The organism is Lunatimonas salinarum, from assembly GCF_017811155.1.
Taxonomy (GTDB): domain Bacteria; phylum Bacteroidota; class Bacteroidia; order Cytophagales; family Cyclobacteriaceae; genus Lunatimonas; species Lunatimonas salinarum.
The window spans coordinates 78,821-96,668 of sequence record NZ_JACVCV010000008.1 but is presented as its reverse complement, the minus strand read 5'-3'; the positions used below and the strand labels follow the sequence as shown (position 1 = coordinate 96,668).

General features: G+C 47.9%; 15 protein-coding genes and 2 tRNA genes. 8 read left to right on the top strand and 9 right to left on the bottom strand.

Translation table 11 applies throughout. The features are described 5' to 3' along the window. Positions 1-15: 15 nt before the first annotated feature. Positions 16-1,359 carry a Gfo/Idh/MocA family protein gene (locus tag IAQ59_RS11350; RefSeq protein WP_209330928.1) on the bottom strand — a complete coding sequence of 448 codons (1,344 nt, stop codon included), beginning with the start codon at positions 1,357-1,359 and terminating at the stop codon, positions 16-18. A 535-nt stretch (positions 1,360-1,894) separates the two neighbouring features. Between IAQ59_RS11350 and pnuC the strand changes: the two genes are divergently transcribed. From pnuC to IAQ59_RS11325, 5 genes are all read left to right on the top strand, one after another. After that, positions 1,895-2,509, top strand: coding sequence for a nicotinamide riboside transporter PnuC (gene pnuC / locus IAQ59_RS11345; RefSeq protein WP_209330927.1), 615 nt, complete (start codon positions 1,895-1,897; stop codon positions 2,507-2,509). Further along, a complete protein-coding gene (locus IAQ59_RS11340) occupies positions 2,502-3,062 on the top strand; it encodes an AAA family ATPase (RefSeq protein ID WP_209330926.1) in 561 nt (186 codons plus the stop codon). Before pnuC ends, IAQ59_RS11340 begins: the two co-directional genes overlap by 8 nt. A 69-nt stretch (positions 3,063-3,131) precedes the next feature. Then, positions 3,132-4,058 carry an SMP-30/gluconolactonase/LRE family protein gene (locus tag IAQ59_RS11335; protein ID WP_209330925.1) on the top strand — a complete coding sequence of 309 codons (927 nt, stop codon included), beginning with the start codon at positions 3,132-3,134 and terminating at the stop codon, positions 4,056-4,058. Positions 4,059-4,321: 263 nt separating this feature from the next. Then, positions 4,322-5,965, top strand: coding sequence for a proton-conducting transporter transmembrane domain-containing protein (locus IAQ59_RS11330; RefSeq protein ID WP_209330924.1), 1,644 nt, complete (start codon positions 4,322-4,324; stop codon positions 5,963-5,965). Between the two features lie 64 nt (positions 5,966-6,029). Continuing rightward, on the top strand, positions 6,030-8,510 hold the full coding sequence (locus tag IAQ59_RS11325; protein ID WP_245189558.1) for a YbcC family protein: 2,481 nt from the start codon (positions 6,030-6,032) through the stop codon (positions 8,508-8,510). Between the two features lie 323 nt (positions 8,511-8,833). Here the strand turns inward: IAQ59_RS11325 and IAQ59_RS11320 are convergent, their stop codons facing one another. From IAQ59_RS11320 to IAQ59_RS11310, 3 genes are all read right to left on the bottom strand, one after another. After that, the gene (locus IAQ59_RS11320) at positions 8,834-9,064 is read right to left on the bottom strand and encodes a GIY-YIG nuclease family protein (protein WP_209330923.1); all 231 of its coding nucleotides are present in this window, start codon (positions 9,062-9,064) and stop codon (positions 8,834-8,836) included. Positions 9,065-9,218: 154 nt separating this feature from the next. Further along, on the bottom strand, positions 9,219-9,506 hold the full coding sequence (locus IAQ59_RS11315) for a GIY-YIG nuclease family protein (RefSeq protein WP_209330922.1): 288 nt from the start codon (positions 9,504-9,506) through the stop codon (positions 9,219-9,221). 39 nt (positions 9,507-9,545) lie between these two features. Then, positions 9,546-9,619, bottom strand: a tRNA-Pro gene (locus IAQ59_RS11310). A 379-nt stretch (positions 9,620-9,998) separates the two neighbouring features. Here IAQ59_RS11310 and IAQ59_RS11305 point away from each other — a divergent pair. Beyond that, positions 9,999-10,072, top strand: a tRNA-Asn gene (locus IAQ59_RS11305). 55 nt (positions 10,073-10,127) lie between these two features. Here the strand turns inward: IAQ59_RS11305 and IAQ59_RS11300 are convergent. From IAQ59_RS11300 to IAQ59_RS11290, 3 genes are all read right to left on the bottom strand, one after another. Beyond that, on the bottom strand, positions 10,128-12,593 hold the full coding sequence (locus IAQ59_RS11300) for a TonB-dependent receptor (protein ID WP_209330921.1): 2,466 nt from the start codon (positions 12,591-12,593) through the stop codon (positions 10,128-10,130). 68 nt (positions 12,594-12,661) lie between these two features. After that, positions 12,662-13,984, bottom strand: coding sequence for a hypothetical protein (locus IAQ59_RS11295; protein WP_209330920.1), 1,323 nt, complete (start codon positions 13,982-13,984; stop codon positions 12,662-12,664). Beyond that, positions 13,977-14,549, bottom strand: coding sequence for an RNA polymerase sigma factor (locus tag IAQ59_RS11290; protein ID WP_209330919.1), 573 nt, complete (start codon positions 14,547-14,549; stop codon positions 13,977-13,979). Before IAQ59_RS11290 ends, IAQ59_RS11295 begins: the two co-directional genes overlap by 8 nt. Positions 14,550-15,109: 560 nt before the next feature. On the opposite strand from IAQ59_RS11290, the gene IAQ59_RS11285 reads away from it, so the two are divergent. Together IAQ59_RS11285 and IAQ59_RS11280 are read left to right on the top strand one after the other, a co-directional pair. Next, on the top strand, positions 15,110-15,841 hold the full coding sequence (locus tag IAQ59_RS11285; RefSeq protein ID WP_209330918.1) for an SIMPL domain-containing protein: 732 nt from the start codon (positions 15,110-15,112) through the stop codon (positions 15,839-15,841). 106 nt (positions 15,842-15,947) lie between these two features. Beyond that, on the top strand, positions 15,948-16,865 hold the full coding sequence (locus tag IAQ59_RS11280; protein WP_209330917.1) for a metallophosphoesterase family protein: 918 nt from the start codon (positions 15,948-15,950) through the stop codon (positions 16,863-16,865). A gap of 126 nt (positions 16,866-16,991) precedes the next feature. Here the strand turns inward: IAQ59_RS11280 and IAQ59_RS11275 are convergent, their stop codons facing one another. Together IAQ59_RS11275 and IAQ59_RS11270 are read right to left on the bottom strand one after the other, a co-directional pair. Further along, positions 16,992-17,237, bottom strand: a complete 246-nt coding sequence (locus IAQ59_RS11275; protein ID WP_209330916.1) for a hypothetical protein — start codon at positions 17,235-17,237, stop codon at positions 16,992-16,994. Between the two features lie 141 nt (positions 17,238-17,378). Continuing rightward, positions 17,379-17,555, bottom strand: a complete 177-nt coding sequence (locus tag IAQ59_RS11270) for a histone H1 (protein ID WP_209330915.1) — start codon at positions 17,553-17,555, stop codon at positions 17,379-17,381. Between the last annotated feature and the right edge of the window lie 293 nt (positions 17,556-17,848).

The following is a 17,848-nucleotide window of genomic DNA, read 5'->3' as shown; positions in this document are numbered from 1 at the left end:
CGCGAATCGGAGTGGCTATGCCTTTTTGGCCAGCGGTTTGAGGGAGGTTAGATCGGCGATTTTCACGATTTTTCCGGTTTCGATGCTTTGCCGCGCCGCGATGCCGATCAATGCTGACATGGCCCCGTCCCGGGAACCGGCAGACTGCTTGTACCGATCCGGGCTATCCGGGAACCGGAAGATCTTATCCTTTAGCCGCGGGTCCGAACCCCCATGACCGCCAGCTCTGGGAATGACCTGAATGGTTTTCACGTTGCCGAAAAGACTGGTAATTACAATTTCCTGGTACGGAGGTACTCCCGTAGGCATGGATGACTGTATCCACGCATCCAATCTGCCCTTGGTACCGTTGATGGCTACCCTAAAGCCTTCGTAAGGCGAAAAGGCCGTCAGCGAGTAGTTTACGGGTACCCCATTGGCATACCGGTACTGAACGGCCATGGTGTCATAAATATCAATTTCCTTTCGGAAAACGCATCCATCCCGCAGGTAACCATCGTGCTTTTCATGATCTACGTACAGGCTCATCGCTCCACGGTCTTTGGTAATGTCCCAATAGAAGTTGCAGGAGGTCTTGTGGGGGCAGGTACGGCAATGGGTATGATGGATGGGGCTGTTTTTTTGGCCGTAAAAGTCCAAGGAGCCGTAGGCGAATACTTCTTCAGGCTCCGAGTCCATCCAGTAATTCAGCGTATCGAAATGATGCGTGGCTTTATGCACCAAGAGGGTACCGCCAAACTGCCTCTCGCCGTGCCATCGCCGGAAGTAACTGGCGCCGTGGCTGGTATCGAGGTACCAGTTTAGGTCCACGGATTTGATGTCTCCAATTTCTCCGCTGCGTAGTAAATCCCAGATCTCCTCTACATAGGGCGTATACCGCATATTGAAAGTGACAATTACTTTATTTCCGGTCCGTTTTTCGGCTTCAAATATCGCCTCGCACTTCTCCGCATCGGTGGTCATGGGTTTTTCAGAGATCACCCGCAGGCCAGCCTCCAGACCTTTGATGATGTATTCGTGATGGGTGGAGTCGGTGGTGGTAACGATCAGCGTGTCGGGCTTGGTCTCTTTGAGCATTTTATCAAAGTCGGTGTATACGGGGCATGCCACTTTCATCTGATTTTTTGCGTAGGCCACCCTGCCCGGGTTGACGTCACACAGTCCGACAAATTCGACAATGTCGCTGTAGGCTTCCACGACGGAAGTACCCCACATGCTAATGCCCCTTCCGCCAGTGCCTACCATCGCAAGCCGTTGTTTTTCCCGTCGGTAGCCGTATCCGGCCAAAGGGGACAGGAGGCTTCCGGCCGCCATTAGACTGGTATGCTGAATAAATTTTCTTCTATTTAAAGGTTCCATAGAGGTCGGGTGTATTTATTAAAGATTTATGCGGTATAGGTGTAAATCGGTTTTACCGAATCTGCGGTTACGCAGTTGGGTAGTTAGGCGGAATCTACCGATTCTTTGTCATAGGATCCGATTCGCCATACTATTTAGTCATTTTCAGCTAAAAAAGAATGGAAAATGACTGTTTTCTACCTTGCGCGTGATGAGCGGTAAAGTTTCTATCTCAAAACGTGCGATATTCCAAGGAATAGCCATGCACAAGCGGGTATGGCCTACAGTATACCTTGATTATGCGGAAATGTACCTTTGTTTCATCTGTCTATAATTGATTCTTAATGGTCAGATGGAATCTCGCATGGTTGATAGTCATCCCAGTGTGTGTCGCTTGCGTCATGCTCGATTTCCTCCATTCATTTTTTCCGGATAAATGAAGGATTTCGGTAACTTGGTAGTCAGAGCTGTCTCCGAACTATTGTAAGCTCATTTTTGCAAAGAGTAAATGCCGTCGAAATTTCCAAATCCGCCTTTTTTGTTCGATTTTCGGCACATGGAATGGATCATGGAAGGGCTTCGGGCCGGTATTGTGGATATGACCTGGCTGGAGGCGGTGGCGGTTTTTTTTGGACTGGCTTCGGTGTATTATTCGATGAAGGAAAACATCTTGGTGTTTCCGACGGGCATCGTCAGCACATTGATCTATGTATGGATATGCCTTCAGGTAAAGCTTTATGCGGATATGGGAATCAATGCCTATTATTTTGCTATGTCCATCTACGGGTGGTACCTATGGTCCCGACCCAAGCCGGGGGTTGACCGAGTCCCAGTTACTTGGCTGAACGGCAGGGGCATTGTTTTTTCCCTGCTGCTCTTCGTAGCATCCTATGGGGTTTTGTACGTTGTGCTCGCAACCTTTACGGATAGCGATGTGCCCCAATGGGATTCTTTTACTACTGCTTCGGCTTTTGTGGGGATGTGGTTAATGGCCAAGAAAAAGGTAGAAAACTGGATCGCTTGGATCGTGACCGACTTGGTGTCGGTGCCCTTGTATCTCTACAAAGGGCTGGTGCTTACCTCATTTCAGTTTTTTGTTTTTACTCTGCTAGCCGTCATGGGCCTGCTTGCCTGGGTCAAATCTGCAAAATCCGTATCTTCCCATGCCTAAGCGGATCGTTATCATAGGGCCAGAGTCTACGGGGAAAAGCACGTTAAGCGCAGACCTAGCGGCGTATTTCGACGAGCCCTGGGTTCCTGAATATGCACGGGAGTACCTCGAAGAAATCGGGCGACCCTATTCTTTTTCGGATTTATCGGAAATCGCAAAAGGTCAACTGGCTGCCGAAGAACGGCTTTCGCAAGCTGCAAGGCGGTTTTTGTTTTGTGATACTGATCTTCGGGTGATCCAGGTATGGAGTGAGCATAAGTATGGGAAGTTGGATTCATGGATTGGGGAGACCATCAGCCGCCGGTATTACGATGGTTATCTGCTGACTTCTATAGATATGCCCTGGGAACCGGATCCGCTGCGTGAACATCCGGATCCGGGTATGAGGCAGTATTTTTACGAAACTTACCATGAATTATTGACCGTCGCTCAGGTACCGTTTCTTCCGGTTGCTGGAAGTAGAGAGGAGCGCTTGATGACCGCGGTGGAGTGGATTCAGCGGTTGTATCAGGATCCCAATAGTGGAAATATGCGGGATATTCCGGAGATTTGACCGAAAAACCTGCTAATTTTAAACACCTCACGCGGGAACATATTGTATCGTCCAAATTGAACCAAACACATGAAGACAACGCATCTACTGGTAATGGCTGCCCTATTGGCTGCCTGCAGTTCAAACTCTAACCAATCCGAAAACATGGGATCAAACGAATCTGAAGAAGCATATTATGTGGCAAAACCCCTCACCACCGGCGGGGAATTTACCGGCGGAATAGAAGGCCCTGCAGTAGATAGAGATGGAAATCTATACGTGGTAAATGTTTACAGGGAGGGCACTATCGGGAAAGTTACACCGGAAGGAGAAGTCTCGCTTTTTGTAGAACTTCCAGAGGGAAGTACCGGAAACGGCATTCGTTTTCACAGTAATGGAAAGATGTTGATTGCTGATTACACCGGTCACAATGTGCTGCAAGTGGACATGCAAACGAAGGAAATCGGCATTTATGCCCACGATCCCACACTGAACCAGCCCAACGACATCGCCATCATGGACAATGACATGGTGTTTGCCAGTGATCCAAGTTGGAAGAATAGCACCGGGCAGATCTGGCGGGTTGGCAAAGAGGGAAAGTTTGAGCTTTTGGAGGCTGAAATGGGCACTACTAATGGAATTGAGGTAAGTCCAGATAACAAAACCCTTTATGTGAATGAATCAGTACAACGCACCGTATGGGCCTATGACCTGTCTCCTGACGGAGAAGTCAGCAACAAGCGTTTGCTCATCCAATTTGAGGATTTTGGAATGGACGGCATGCGTTGTGACATGGAAGGTAATTTGTACATCACCCGCCACGGCAAGGGAACGGTGGTGAAGCTTTCCCCTGCGGGCGAGGTACTGGAGGAGATCACCATGTCGGGCAGCAAACCTTCCAACATCGCCTTTGGTGGACCGGATGGCAAAACAGCCTATGTGACGCTACAGGATAGTGGGAATATAGACAGTTTTCGGGTAGAAAGTCCCGGGAGAGCATTCAAACTAAGGCAGTAGATATCGACTTTTTTTTGCTATTTAAAAAATTTTTTATCGCTAGCGAATTGAATATACCTCCTTTCCGGTCATTCATTTGGAAGGGAGGTATATTTTTAGAGTGTGTAAAAGACTGTAAAACAGGGGGATAGATTGCTTTTTGATTTGGGAGAGATGACTTTTCATTTTTTATATAAAAAATGTTTATGTTTTTCATACTAAATCAAAATGAAAACTTATGGATTTTTTTGCAAAACTTTGCAACACCTAAAAAACGATAAGCTATGTCAGAAAATATGTTGGCGCTTATGGCGCTTGTTTCCCCAGCGGTTTTTGTGGCCATGGCCATAGCCTCCTGGTTTCAGCCTGGATCAAACCCGAAGAAGGTTATTTTGATGGGTAAGATTGCCACCCTTAGCAGTATTTTAATTTGTTTTTTGTGCAGCTATTATGCCATCAGGATAGGATTGGTGGAGTCGGCCTTACTTGGAATCAACGAGATTGGGTTTAGCATTCGTTTGGATTCGCTCAGCCTGTTGATGCTGGGGATGATTGCATTGATAGCTTTTATTGTGATCAAGTTCAGCGGAAATTACTTGGATGGAGACAAGCGTCAAGGGATATTTCTCGGTAGGCTAGGTGCTACCATTGCATCGGTTCAATTGCTGGTCCTTTCGGGAAATATCGGACTGCTGTTTTTTGCGTGGGTATTGACAAGTATGTCTCTTCATAGGCTGTTGCTTTTTTACCGAGAGCGGCCTGGGGCACAGATTGCGGCAAAGAAAAAGTTCATCCTAGCCCGACTGGGGGACGCCTGTTTGTTGATAGCGGTAGGGTTGCTCTATTACGAGGTCGGATCGGGTAATCTAGAAGCGATATTTTCCTACCTGAAAAATCAGGTAGCGCTGGATGGCACGCTTCTACCGGTAGAGTTTGCGGCATGGTTTCTAGCCTTGGCGGCGATTTTGAAATCTGCCCAATTTCCGACCCACGGGTGGTTGATAGAGGTGATGGAAACCCCCACACCGGTATCTGCGCTGTTGCATGCAGGTTTGTTGAATGCCGGACCCTTCTTGATCATCCGAATGGCCTACGTGATGGAGGCAAGTACTTTTGCTCCGATGTTTTTGATGGCCCTAGGAGGCTTCACGGCGCTCTTTGCATCGGTTGCCTACTTGACACAGACGTCAGTGAAGACGGCTCTGGGCTATTCGAGCGTAGGCCATATGGGTTTCAGCTTAATGATTTGTGGATTGGGTGTTTACCCCGCAGCTATGCTGCATTTGGTGGCCCATTCCTTCTACAAAGCTCATGCATTCTTGTCATCAGGTAGTGTGATTGATGTAATCAGAGCTTCTAAGGTCACTTACACTGCTGGGAAGGTCAGTCCAATGGGCCTCATAGCAGGTATTTTGATGGCTTTACTGATGTATGCCGGCTTTGCGATTCTTTGGGGGATAAGCCCTACAAATCAATTATCGCTGCTCTTCATTGGTGCTGTTATTGTACTGGGATTATCCCGCATTTTCACCGCCGCATTGGCTGGAGAGTGGAAGCCCAAGTTGATCGTCCGTGCGGTATTATTGGGGTTAATGGTGACGCTTTCCTTTTTCGTATTGGAATCTGGGACCCATTACTTACTGGGTTCTCAGGCCCCTGATTTGACGCAACCTTCTGCGGGAAAAATAGGATTGATGGGAATACTCCTTGTTGGATTTGCTTTTGTCGTGTTCGTTCAAAATTACGCAGGAAAGCTCGCTGGGAGCACCCGTTTTCATGCCTTGGCCATACATTTTCGAAATGGTTTTTATGCCAATGCCTGGTTTGATAGGTTTGTCAATGCCCTTCACATCCCTTCATCCAAGGGGAGCGATTTGGATAGTGTGAGGCTTTCCCTGGTGAAGCAGGAGCGCAGCAAGAGTCAATAGCTCCATATTTAGTCAGTTTTCATCAATTGTCGAAAAATTTAAAGATCCGCATTTAGAGCATTTTATGATGGAAGATCAGTTAATAAAACAAGCAAAGGAAATCAAAGTTGCCTCTTTGTCAAGTGTCCTACAGGAGGCCTGTAAGAAGATTGCGCCAGTATGGCCTTTGGAGAATTTTGTCGCCGTGAACCCGTACTTGGGATTGACCGAACAAAAGTTTGGTGATGTGGCTGATTATCTGGGAAGGGTAGCCGGGATACAGATGACCCTGCCCGTATCTTTTTACCGGGACAAAATCAATCAAGGCGTTATTACCCCAGCTGATTTGAAAGCAGCATGTAAGAAGCAAGCGGTGGACGATCTGGATGTCAATGCATTCCTTACCCAATTGGATAGCCTTTCGGACACGGCCGATATGGGAGCGTCGTTTTCTACGCTGACTGATGTAGCTTCCATACTTACCGGCAAGGACTGGAATCGGTTTTCCATCTCACGTATATCCACTTGGGCTGCTTCTTACTTTGACAACGGGCAGGCAGTCTGGAATGCTTCGTGCCAACAGGAAGGAATGTATTTATCGTGGAAGATGGAAGCAGAGGTCGATAAAACACCGGAAATATCGGGTTTGAAGGGATTTCGGGCAGCGGTAAAGAAGCTGCCAAACCAACCCCTATTGGCCGCGCAAAGTGCTCTGGAAATATTAGGTGTCTCTGAGGAGGGGCTGCCCATCTACCTCCATCGTCTGTTGTTGCGGGTAGGAGGTTGGTCGGCGCATGCCGCACGTTTGGACTGGGACCAATCATTGCAGGGCAAGAACGACGGAGTACTCCAAGAATTTTTGACCATATTGATCTGTTGGGAGGCGTGTTTGCTGCAATGTCTGAATGAGGCCGAGTTAAATTTTGTGTGGCTTGAGGCGAAGAAGAAGCTTTCTGACGCAGGCCAGGACAGAGAGATCAGTCAGTTACTGTCGGATAAGCTTTTGTTGCAGGATGCATTTGATATCGCAATTCAACGGCAGTTTATCGCAAAATTCAACACGGAAAAGACCATTGCTCCCAAGCAAATTGAACGTCCACTGGCCCAGTCAATTTTTTGTATAGACGTACGGTCTGAAGTGTTTCGACGAAATCTAGAGCGGGTCGATTCGCGGATTGAAACCATTGGTTTTGCCGGTTTTTTTGCCTTTCCGATCAAGTTTGTGCCCATCGCCCACGAAGAGGGGGAGGCCCAGTGTCCGGTGCTTATTCCAACTGGCCCTACCATTATGGAGGAACTTTCAGATAAGGCATCTCAGCAGTCCGCCTACCAAAATCGGGTATTTGAGTATCAGCTCAAGAAGATCTGGAAATCGTTTAAAACCGGGGCGGTGACCTGCTTCAGCTTTGTAAGTCCCATGGGCTTGTCCTTTTTACCCAAGCTGTTTACAGACTCCTTTGGATTGACCCGGCCTGTTCCGCATCCCGATCACGCAGGGCTTAAAGGGATTGCATCCCGGCAAAAAGGCGTGTCCCTTCAGGTGTCCACGCATCCACATGGAGAAGTAGGGATTCCATTGGAAAAGCAAATCGAGATGGCTAACAACGCATTAAAAGCGATGTCATTGACGGAGAATTTTGGACAGTTTGTGATGGTTGTAGGACACGGAAGCAGCTCCGTAAACAATCCCCATGCCACCGGATTGGATTGTGGGGCATGTGGTGGCCATACCGGTGAAGCGAATGCAAAAGTCGCCGCTGCGGTACTCAACAATGTCCAAGTAAGGGCGTCCCTCTGCGAGGCAGGGATTGTCATACCTGAAGACACGGTGTTTTTGGCCTGCTTGCATGACACTACCACCGATGAAATTACCGTCTACAACGAAGAAGTGGTGCCGGCGGATCTTCAGCAAGTTTACGGCCTCTTAATCGATTCGCTATCAAAGGCAACCAAAGCAACTCGTGCAGAGCGGGCGTTGCGAATGGCTATCGATGAAAATCAGGATAAAGCGATAGTGGCAAGAAGCAAAGACTGGTCCCAAGTGCGTCCGGAATGGGGCTTGGCAGGTTGCCACGCCTTTGTGGTCGCACCACGTAGCCGCACCATTCAGATGGATCTGGGCGGAAAATCCTTCCTTCATTCCTATGACTGGCAGAAGGATAGCGGCTTTTCAATCCTTGAGTTGATCATGACCGCCCCCATGGTGGTAACCAGCTGGATTAATTTGCAATATTATGGATCTACGGTCGACAATACGCATTTTGGTTCCGGAAACAAGACGTTGCATAACGTTACCTCCGGCATAGGGGTGCTGGAAGGGTACTCTGGCGATCTGCGGGTAGGTCTGCCAATGCAGTCGGTGCACGATGGTACCAAATACCAGCACGAGCCAGTGAGATTGAATGTGTTTATTGAAGCGCCATTGGACGCCATGAACGGGATTCTGGAAAAACACAGCATGGTAAAAGACCTTTGCGATAATGGCTGGATAAACCTTTTGGCGTTGGATGAACAAGGTAAGGTAGCCTATCGTTACGATGGGGATCTAAGCTGGGAATGCGTCTGACAAACGTCAGGATAAGGAGTGCAAAAGGGCCAGGGGAATTTTCTCTTGGCCCCCTTTTTTGGGGCTTTAGGTTCGTCAAACCTAAAGTAATTCTGACAACAGCGGTAGCTTCGGCCTTAACAAAGAAAACGATGGCAATTTGTTTGGCCAAAGGGCATAAAAAAAGCCACCCGGAAACGGGTAGCTCTTTAAGCTCCTCCTCTTGGGCTCGAACCAAGGACCCTCCTGACTGCCGTCAGGATGCACTAACCCACTGGGCCAGATTACAATTATTGATTCATTTTTAGTAGAGGGTCAAAAAGGTGCTTTGGAGAATTTCAACGTTATTTCCCAAATTTTCTTGTCCCAAGGTTCTTGACCTGTCTTTCCCTTACCAGTGCCGAAGCCCTGTCCGGGGAATGTTCTGAGTGGACCAAAGTCCAAGGTACACCGGCCTTGGTGGACTTGTTCCTGCCCGAATTGTGACGGGCCAGTCTGTCGGCCAAATCTTCCGTCTGGCCAACGTAAAACCTGCCCAAGGACGGTGAGTATAATATGTAGACAACGTATGACATAAAAATAGCCAGACTGGATTACAGTCTGGCCTAACCTCGTCGGGGTGCCCTGACTCCCGTCAGGGTCCGCTCTAGTTGAACCCACGACCCTCCTGACCGCAGTCAGGATACGCTACCGGACTGCGCTGCAACCAGACTATGATCAATCGGTGCTCTAGGCTTCAGTAGGCGATTCAATACCGGAACTGTCTGTCCCAAAGTCTCTGCCCAGTTTTTCGAGATACCTCCGTGCTCCGAGATTCTTTATCTTTCTTTCCCTTGCGAGTGCCTCAGCCCGGTTAGGAGCCTGTTCCGAGTGGACCAAAGTCCAAGGTACACCGGCCTTGGTGGACTTGTTCCTGCCCGAATTGTGACGGGCCAGTCTGTCGGCCAAATCTTCCGTCTGGCCAACGTAAAACCTGCCCAAGGACGGTGAGTATAATATGTAGACAACGTATGACATAAAAATAGCCAGACTGGATTACAGTCTGGCCTAACCTCGTCGGGGTGGCGGGATTTGAACCCACGACCCCTTGCACCCCATGCAAGTACGCTACCGGACTGCGCTACACCCCGAGATTTATTAATTTTTTTTCTTTATCCTAAACTCAGGATTTGCTCCCACGACCCTCCTGAATCCAGTCAGGATACGCTACCGGACTGCGCTACACCCCGAGATCTTCCTAAACGGTCGTATCACCCGTTTGTGGACTGCAAAATTAGCATAAATTTATAAAATCAAAAATTTACCATGCAGTTTTAAGGGCTTGGGTTGGGGTTCATGAGAGTCGCAACCAGACCTATACAGGCAGTAGAAAAAATAACCGCTTGACTATTAGCTTCTATTTGTTGAATTCAACTCGCTCCCTCTTTTTTTCTTCGGGTAATTTGGAAAAAAATAAGGAACCTGTTATGTTTGCATCACGAAAAACGAATAGGCGGTTTTCGTACAATTTCCTCCTTAGCTCAGTCGGTTAGAGCATTTGACTGTTAATCAAAGGGTCCTTGGTTCGAGCCCAAGAGGAGGAGCAAAAAAAAGCCAGACGATTTTCTCGTTTGGCTTTTTTGTTTTTTTCCGAGTGTATTAAAATTCCTTCTCCCCAAATTCACTTTTCACAAATTTTGCGCGGTTGTTTCCACCGGTAAGGGAGTAGCTAAGGTTTAACACGAGCACATCCACTTCATAGATGTAGTTGGTCGTGGTATAGAAATCGTTTGGACGAAAGGTCGTGATGCGTTGCTCATTCGACCTCAATAATCCCATGTCGATATGTTGCCAGTTCATCGTTGCGGTTAGCCTTCCATCCATCCAAGATTTACGGATCGATAAACTTGGCGAATAGAAGCGTCCATCCTCACCTTGGGCTGTGACGCGAGCCGACAGGTAGTTTACATTGGTCTGTATATACCAATCTTGGCATACGGTAAACGTAGAGGTAAAGGTAGTCGAAGAAACCCATGTGGCATTTTGAATCGGACGGTTGTCAAAGCGCCCATCGATCGCATACCTGTACAGGTTTAGTCCTGCAAATAGCTTCCACCATTTGGCAGGATATACTTCCATACCCGTATCGAAGCCGAATGTAGTGGCCTTTCCTACATTGGAGTATATACGGTTCAATATAGTGTCGTTATAGACCGTGTTTACCCGATTTACCAGGTTTTTTATGCGGCTGTGGTAAGCATTGAGGTACCAGGAGTTATCCTTCCAATTTTTGACTAGGCCCATTTCCACTTGGTTGATAAATTCCGGCAAGAGATTCGGATCGCCTTGTTCGAGGGTTTCGCTGTGTTCCCGCTCGGGAAAGGGATTCATCTTGAAGGTAGTGGTCCGCTCTACTCGTTGGGTAAAGCTGCCCTTGAGCTGTAAATCGTCCCTGAGTTGATAGCCCACATTTCCACTAAAAAAGGGACGTATGAAATCGTATTGGTATAGCGTATCGATGGTGCCTGCTACGTCTTTTAGGCGTAGGTCCCGGGTCATTTGTTCGCCCCGCATGCCCAATCCATAACTCCAGCGCTTCAGTTTGCCGTCTAGCTGCACGTAAGCGGAGTGAATGGCCCGGGTGAGGTTCACCTCGCTGGAAAATTCCGGAATGAGCTCAAATATCCCGGTTTCGTTGTTCTTGCGCTCGTATACAAAATTACCCTGGTGGTCCAGCGTCCTGAACTGATATCCGGTAATCAACTGACCGATTTTCCAGGGCTTCAACTGGTAGTCCATATTGAAGCGAAAGCCATGAAGGGGGTTTTCGTTTGTGTTAAATTCATCTTGATACACCAGTTCAGAATTGGGATAGCCCAAGTTCCGGTTTATTGTAGGGCCTCCTAATAAGGTATATTCGTATAAAACAGAGGTGCTCAGCGAGCTTCCGTCGTTAAATTGCCGAACGTAGTCGAAACTCCCCAGCGCAAAGTCACCGCGTCGGTTTTGGTCGTTGGCATTGAAATATTGGAGGGTGTACAGCCTATTGCCACCTACCGTGGCATGGTTGTCGTAATACAAAATGTCGGCTGTGCGTAGCCGGTCGCGTACGCCTCCGTAGAATCCCAGGCTAAAGGAGTTTTGATCATTCGGTTTATAGCCGACGGTAAACCTGCCCGCGTAATTTTTTTCATCGAAACTTCGCTCACCCCGCGATGGAAAGTAGGTGGTGGTATCTCCGGACACCGTGTATACCTCCCCGACACGCCGACCCGATTGGTCATTTCGTTGGTAGCTTGCTCCAACAGAAAAGTCCCATTTTCCGGTCATATAGTTCAGGTTAAAATCTGCCCCGTAGCGCCGGGACGGATCCGCATTGTTGTAGTCTTCGATAGAAGGAGCCCCCAATCGAAGGTTTACTTGTGCAAATAGGCCGTCAGCGGCACCCGTTTTGGTGGTGATGTTGATCATCCCTCCCTTGCCTTCTGAGTCATTTCGCGCTGAAGGGGAAGAAATCCATTCAACTTTTTCGATGGCATTGGCGGGTAGCTGACTGAGAATCATCATCGGATCGGACTGAACCGGTTTGCCATTGACCATCACGACAAAACCCGCACTGCCACGAATGGTGAGCCCATTTTCGGGACTGATACTGATCCCAGGTAGGTTTTGAAGTACGTCTGTTGCTGTCCCACCGCGTGCCGATTCGAAGCTTGCAGCTTCGTAGCTTTGGCGATCCAATTGGAAATCGGCAGTCATGCGCTGACTCTGCACTTCCACACCCTCCAGTTCCTGCGGGTCGATTTCCAGTGGTATGATGCCCAGGTCCAGAGATGCACCGCTTTGAAGTTGTAGGTCAGAGAGCGTTTTGGTAGTATATCCAATAAATGTCAGTTTCAAAAAGTAAGACCCCGAACGTAGGCTTTTTAGCTTAAAAGATCCCTGATCATCGGTAATGGTACCGTCTATTAGGGTGCTATCCGATTGCGCATATAGCGCCACAGAAGCAAATGCCAGCGGCATTTGAGTTGCCTCGCCTACGATTTTTCCCGTCATTTCTTGACCGAGAACAGGCGTTGAGTAGAGGAGCACTACGATAAGTGCTGCAAGGATTTTTTCATTCATGCCCCAAAGTTGGGCAAAAATTCACCTAGTTACATTCCGCTAATCAAAAAACTCAGTCCTCCGCCGGCTTATTTGCTGAGTTTTACATTGACTCCGACACCCACTTCAATCCCGTGCATGCGGTCACCAATCAGTCCCGTGCGGGACAGAGGCAGCCAATAATGACTCCGCAAGAAAAAGCCATACCGATTTTTCAGCAAATAGTTGGTACCTACACCGATCTTTGCATGACTAAGCCGAAATGCCCTCACAGCTTGATTGGCGTATTGGTACTCCTCCGGATTGGTATTTTCAAACTCGTATACGAAATCCTGTCGGGAAAGGAAATTTCCCATCAGCCCAAAGGCACCTTCGAAGCTAAATCTATCAAAATAGGGGCTACGCCATCTTGCCTCCAAGGGGAAAAACCACTGTCTATTGGTAAAATAGATTTCATCCAAGGATTCGATGTCCTCGGGTGCTTCGGGAAAGCTACCAATAACAGCATTGCCGAGTGACATAATTTCTTCGTCGTCCAATTCGCCCTCTACCTCGTTGCGAATGGCACCTGCATAGATGCCCCAGCCGTTTTTCCATTCCAAACCCAGTCCGATCGCCTGCTGAAAGGGTGTATAATATTCCACCAATCGGCTAATGGGAAACAAGAGGGAGGTGCCTAATTCTACATGAACTGCGGGCCTGCTGCGGACAGGGACAGGGGTTTGGTTGAGGTTACTGGTGTCTCCCACTGCGGTTTCCCGCTGGGCGCGCCTAAAATAAGACTCGTCGACTGCTTCATCGGCAGGGGTACCCTTAGGGATGGGAGTGGATCCCATCGGCTTAGTGCCGGTGCTTTCACTCTTTTTTGGGGTACCGGAAAAATCCGCTCCTTGGCCAAGTGTATCAGCGCCTATCGAATCACCTGCCGTGGACGGTGATTCCCGGCCAGGCATACCCCCGGCATCATTACGCAGGTCGCTCGTCCGATCTGCTTCTCCGATCTGCTGCTTTTCCTTGCCATTTTCTACAGGGTTTTGATCGATTTTTGTGGTACTCGATGACGGAACCGGTCGAAAGGAGGTGGTTTCATTTATATAAAGCTGTTTATACACGTAGATGGTGTCCACGATGTATACTGTATCGGTTCGGTACAGGGTGTCTATCCTGTGCTGAGTGGCCAATGGGGAGGCTTGATCCGATTGCTTGCTGGGGCTGCTGAGCATCATCCAGCTAAGGGTACCTATGAATAGTAAACTCGCATACACATAGGGCATCGCCCAATGCCTCCAGAAAGGCAGTTGGGTGTCGTGTAGCTGATTGGAGAAGTTGTTCCAAGCGTCGTCAGCATCAGGTGCCTCGAGCTGCTCGAGCTTGGCTTTAATTTTTTGCTCAAATTGATCTCGCTTATCCATGTTGCTGCTTTTTGACGGTGTAATGTTGCTCCAAAGCCTTCTGCATTTTTATTCTGGCTTTGGCGTAGTTGGACTTGGAGGTTCCTTCCGAGATGCCCAGCTCTTCGGCTATCTCCCGGTGATTGTAGCCTTCTACCGCATAGAGTAAGAAGACGGACCGGTAGGCAGGGCTAAGTTTTTGCACTAGGGCCAATATTTCTTCTGCACTTATTCTGTCCAGAATACCCTCGTCAAAGGTAGAGGTGGGTTCTATCTCGCTGTAGTCCTCGTGACGGTCTTCAAAGCGCTTTGTCCGCCGGATATGGTCTATGGCACTATGGACGAGAATGCGCCTTACCCATCCCCCAAAACTCAATTCAGGAGAATAGTTTGCCAGCTGCGTGAAAACCTTGAGCATGCCTTCATTTACCACCGATTGAGCTTCGCTCAGCGATTGGGTATACCTGCGTCCTATACTTATGGCAAGTGGGTATACCATTTTAAACAATCGCTCTTCGGCCTTCCGGCTGCCTTTTAAGCAAAGGTGGATTACTTCCTGCAGCTCTTTCGAATCGGGTAAATTCATCTTATAAGCATCACGTTTCAAGTCGGCCAACGGTTGCCTGCAAAAACAAAAATATTATTTTTGTTTTTGCAGGCAACCCTCTCCCACAATTAGAGCGTGATCTCATAAAAAATCAGGTACGGCGGATGTTCTGCCAATTTTCAAAAACAAAATAAGAACGAATCATGTATGCCGAGGAACAGTTTTTGTACTGGAAATTTGGAGTGAAATTTTCCAATTGGGCGAAGGAGGTTCCGGCGTTTATCCCCAAAATGAGCGGGTTGAACCGGGCAGAATTATCATTCAGTTGGAAGAAGGTTCTGAAGAAGGAAAAAAAATGGTTTCTTGGCCCTGTTTTTAGTCATTTTTTTATTTGATTTAGTGGGAAATGCATCCCGAGTTTCTTTTCAAGTAGGGGGGATAAAATAAATCCACATGGGATAGGCCAACCACCATGTTTTTTTGCCTATATTGACACTGGAGAGATTCTATTCGTGTCGAGGACAAAGCAGATTGGCTGCTAGCTACAGCTTTACCGACGGCGTAATAGGAGGAGGCCACCGAAAATCAATGACCATAGCATGCAAAGACACCTTACTGCCATTATCTTCGCCGTTGCGGTGATCGCATCATCGGCTATTTTGGGCAATGCCTTTATGAATCGCAACAAAAAAACCGGTACCGTGGATGTGACGGGGCTGGGTCAGAAGGATTTTATGTCTGACTTGGTGGTTTGGGAGGGGAATTTTAGCAGGGAGAGTGTGGATATCAAGATCGCCTATGCCGAATTGGAAAAGGACCGAAAAAGTGTCTTGGAATACCTGATGGGTAAGGGCATTGCGAGAGAGCAGATCATTTTCAATGCTGTAAACACCAATCCGCTATATCAGCAGAATTACAGCGCCTCCGGAAATTATATGGGGCAGACTTTTTTGGGCTATGAACTTAGCCAAAGCCTACAGATTGAGTCCAAGGAAGTGGATAAGGTGGAGCAGATTTCCAGGGAAATCACCGAGCTCCTCCTGCAGGGAGTGAAGTTCTATTCCCAGCCCCCACGGTATTACTATACCGATTTGGAGAGTCTTAAGATCGAGATGATCTCCCGTGCCACCGAAGATGCCAGATTGCGGGCAGAGACCATCGCCGAAAATTCAGGTTCCAAGTTAGGTCGGTTGATTTCCGCCAACATGGGGATTTTTCAGATAACAGGTCAAAATTCTACCGAAGACTACTCCTGGGGCGGAACTTTCAATACCACTTCCAAGGCTAAAACTACGTCAATTACCATGCGGCTGAGTTATGGGGTGCAATAACTCGGAAAGTAGGCCGGTCCCATAGCAAAAACGCTCACCGTTCCTAAGCAGTGGCCTTTTTCGGTTTTTTCAGCGTATTAGGATCGTAAATACATTTCCCTTCGTTATGATGCGTTTTGCAGGATTCTTTTCTTTGATGGTGTGGTTTCAGGTAGCCGGTTTAGGTGATCTCTGTGCACAGGTCACTGACCCTATTCACGAAAGCTTCACCTTTGCCTTTCTTACCGATATCCACCTACAGCCCGAACGCCGTGCGCCGGTGGGGTTTCAGATGGCCATAGAGAAGGTGAATGAGCTAAATCCCGACTTTGTGATCAGTGGTGGTGATCAAGTGTACGATGTCATGCGAGGCAATCAGGAAAGGGCGGATTCGCTTTTTCGGCTTTATGCCGAAATGAGCAAGGGATTCAATATGCCGGTGTACAATACCGTTGGCAACCACGATCTTTTTGCCATTTACCCAGAAAGTCCTGAAGACGAATTACATCCCGACTACAAATACGGCATGTATCAGCGCTACCTAGGGGATACCTATTATAGTTTTGATCACAAAGGCTGGCATTTTATCGTGTTGAATTCCCTGGGAACCACTGGGGATGGACGCTACACAGCCGTGGTGGATTCTGTACAGCTAGCTTGGTTAAAGGAAAATTTGGAACGTGTATCCCGCCAAACCCCTGTGGTCGTAGTCACCCATATCCCGCTAGTCACTGCCCGGGGGATTGTAACCGGTAATCCGGCAGGTCATCATGTGACAAATAGCTCGGAAGTTTTGGCGGCATTGGAGGGACACAATCTCAAATTGGTTTTACAGGGCCATATTCACTGGAAAGAATACGGAGAGGTAAACGACCGTTTTCGGTACCTGACTGGGGGTTCTATTGCCGGGAATGGCTGGAAAGGCCGGCGGCACGACACCAAAGAAGGATTTGTCCTGTTGCGGGTAGAGGGGGAGGAATTTACCTGGGAGTACATTGACCACGGCTGGGAGGCCGAACGGCTTCGGTTCAACGCAGTGGAATAGGTAGTGGGAAGTGTTTTACCTAACTTCCAGGCAACTATCGTCACGGTATTGGATGAGGCTAGGTTACAAAAAAAGCCCAAGCTGATGGTGCAGGGCTTTTTAGTAAGAATGGATGGGTCGTTAGGTCTATTGCTTGCTCAATCCCTCGATTGCTTCAATCACCAAAAAGTCATCGGTATTGGATCTTCCTTCCGTTTTTTCTTCATCCGTTTGCGATGGAAAAGAACCGTTTTTCAGGTGTTCTTGATAGACCGACGAGTCGGCGTGGAACATTCCCCTGCCCGGAAAATAGAAGATATGGTCACCCTTTTTGATCTTCTGTTTGGTCTGTACGCAAACGCCGTCATGCTTTGCATCGATAAACTTTCCCATATCTGCTCATTAAAATGTAGACGAAGCACCGGGCTTATCCCGGGTATTCCTAATAATACCCCAAGCCGAGTAGTAGGCTTTTTAAGCTTGGGGGTGATTGTGGCTTTCCGACCGGAGCGTGTCAGAAAAAAACGCTGAAGATTATTCAGCGTTTTTAATGTCCTGAACTTCTTTTCGAATATCTTGGGCCAGGTTTTTAAGATCCATCATGGCTTTTCGGATACGAGTTCCTGCGGCTTTGTTTTTGGCCCCATAGAATTTCTCAAAGTCAGCTTCAATGCCGTCTACCAATTCTTTTACTTCTTTAAATCTGCTCATTGTATTAATGGTTTTTAGGTTAATTTGTTTGCTCTATTTTCTAAAGTTAGTTAAAATTCTCAATTAGCCCATTAATTTGGATTGAAAAGCATTTTATTTTTTGTGCGCTTTGTGCCTTTACAATAGCCCGGAGCCAAGTTATTGGTGGCAATTCCTTTTTATCCTCCCGGTGGAAAACGTAAAAACGTATCTTGCCTAATTTTATTTGCATTTCGAATTGCCCAGGCCATTTCCACTCCGTATTAAGCAGAAAGGCAAAAACGGTGCCTTTTTTTTCGATATTGGTGGCTTTT

Coding starts and splice junctions, on each gene's coding strand:
- IAQ59_RS11320 (WP_209330923.1), bottom strand. CDS start 9,064: ATGTCATACGTTGTCTACATATTATACTCACCGTCCTTGGGCAGGTTT.
- IAQ59_RS11325 (WP_245189558.1), top strand. CDS start 6,030: ATGATGGAAGATCAGTTAATAAAACAAGCAAAGGAAATCAAAGTTGCC.
- IAQ59_RS11290 (WP_209330919.1), bottom strand. CDS start 14,549: ATGAATTTACCCGATTCGAAAGAGCTGCAGGAAGTAATCCACCTTTGC.
- IAQ59_RS11335 (WP_209330925.1), top strand. CDS start 3,132: ATGAAGACAACGCATCTACTGGTAATGGCTGCCCTATTGGCTGCCTGC.
- IAQ59_RS11275 (WP_209330916.1), bottom strand. CDS start 17,237: ATGGGAAAGTTTATCGATGCAAAGCATGACGGCGTTTGCGTACAGACC.
- IAQ59_RS11340 (WP_209330926.1), top strand. CDS start 2,502: ATGCCTAAGCGGATCGTTATCATAGGGCCAGAGTCTACGGGGAAAAGC.
- pnuC (WP_209330927.1), top strand. CDS start 1,895: ATGGAATGGATCATGGAAGGGCTTCGGGCCGGTATTGTGGATATGACC.
- IAQ59_RS11280 (WP_209330917.1), top strand. CDS start 15,948: ATGATGCGTTTTGCAGGATTCTTTTCTTTGATGGTGTGGTTTCAGGTA.
- IAQ59_RS11295 (WP_209330920.1), bottom strand. CDS start 13,984: ATGGATAAGCGAGATCAATTTGAGCAAAAAATTAAAGCCAAGCTCGAG.
- IAQ59_RS11285 (WP_209330918.1), top strand. CDS start 15,110: ATGCAAAGACACCTTACTGCCATTATCTTCGCCGTTGCGGTGATCGCA.
- IAQ59_RS11315 (WP_209330922.1), bottom strand. CDS start 9,506: ATGTCATACGTTGTCTACATATTATACTCACCGTCCTTGGGCAGGTTT.
- IAQ59_RS11270 (WP_209330915.1), bottom strand. CDS start 17,555: ATGAGCAGATTTAAAGAAGTAAAAGAATTGGTAGACGGCATTGAAGCT.
- IAQ59_RS11330 (WP_209330924.1), top strand. CDS start 4,322: ATGTCAGAAAATATGTTGGCGCTTATGGCGCTTGTTTCCCCAGCGGTT.
- IAQ59_RS11300 (WP_209330921.1), bottom strand. CDS start 12,593: ATGAATGAAAAAATCCTTGCAGCACTTATCGTAGTGCTCCTCTACTCA.
- IAQ59_RS11350 (WP_209330928.1), bottom strand. CDS start 1,359: ATGGAACCTTTAAATAGAAGAAAATTTATTCAGCATACCAGTCTAATG.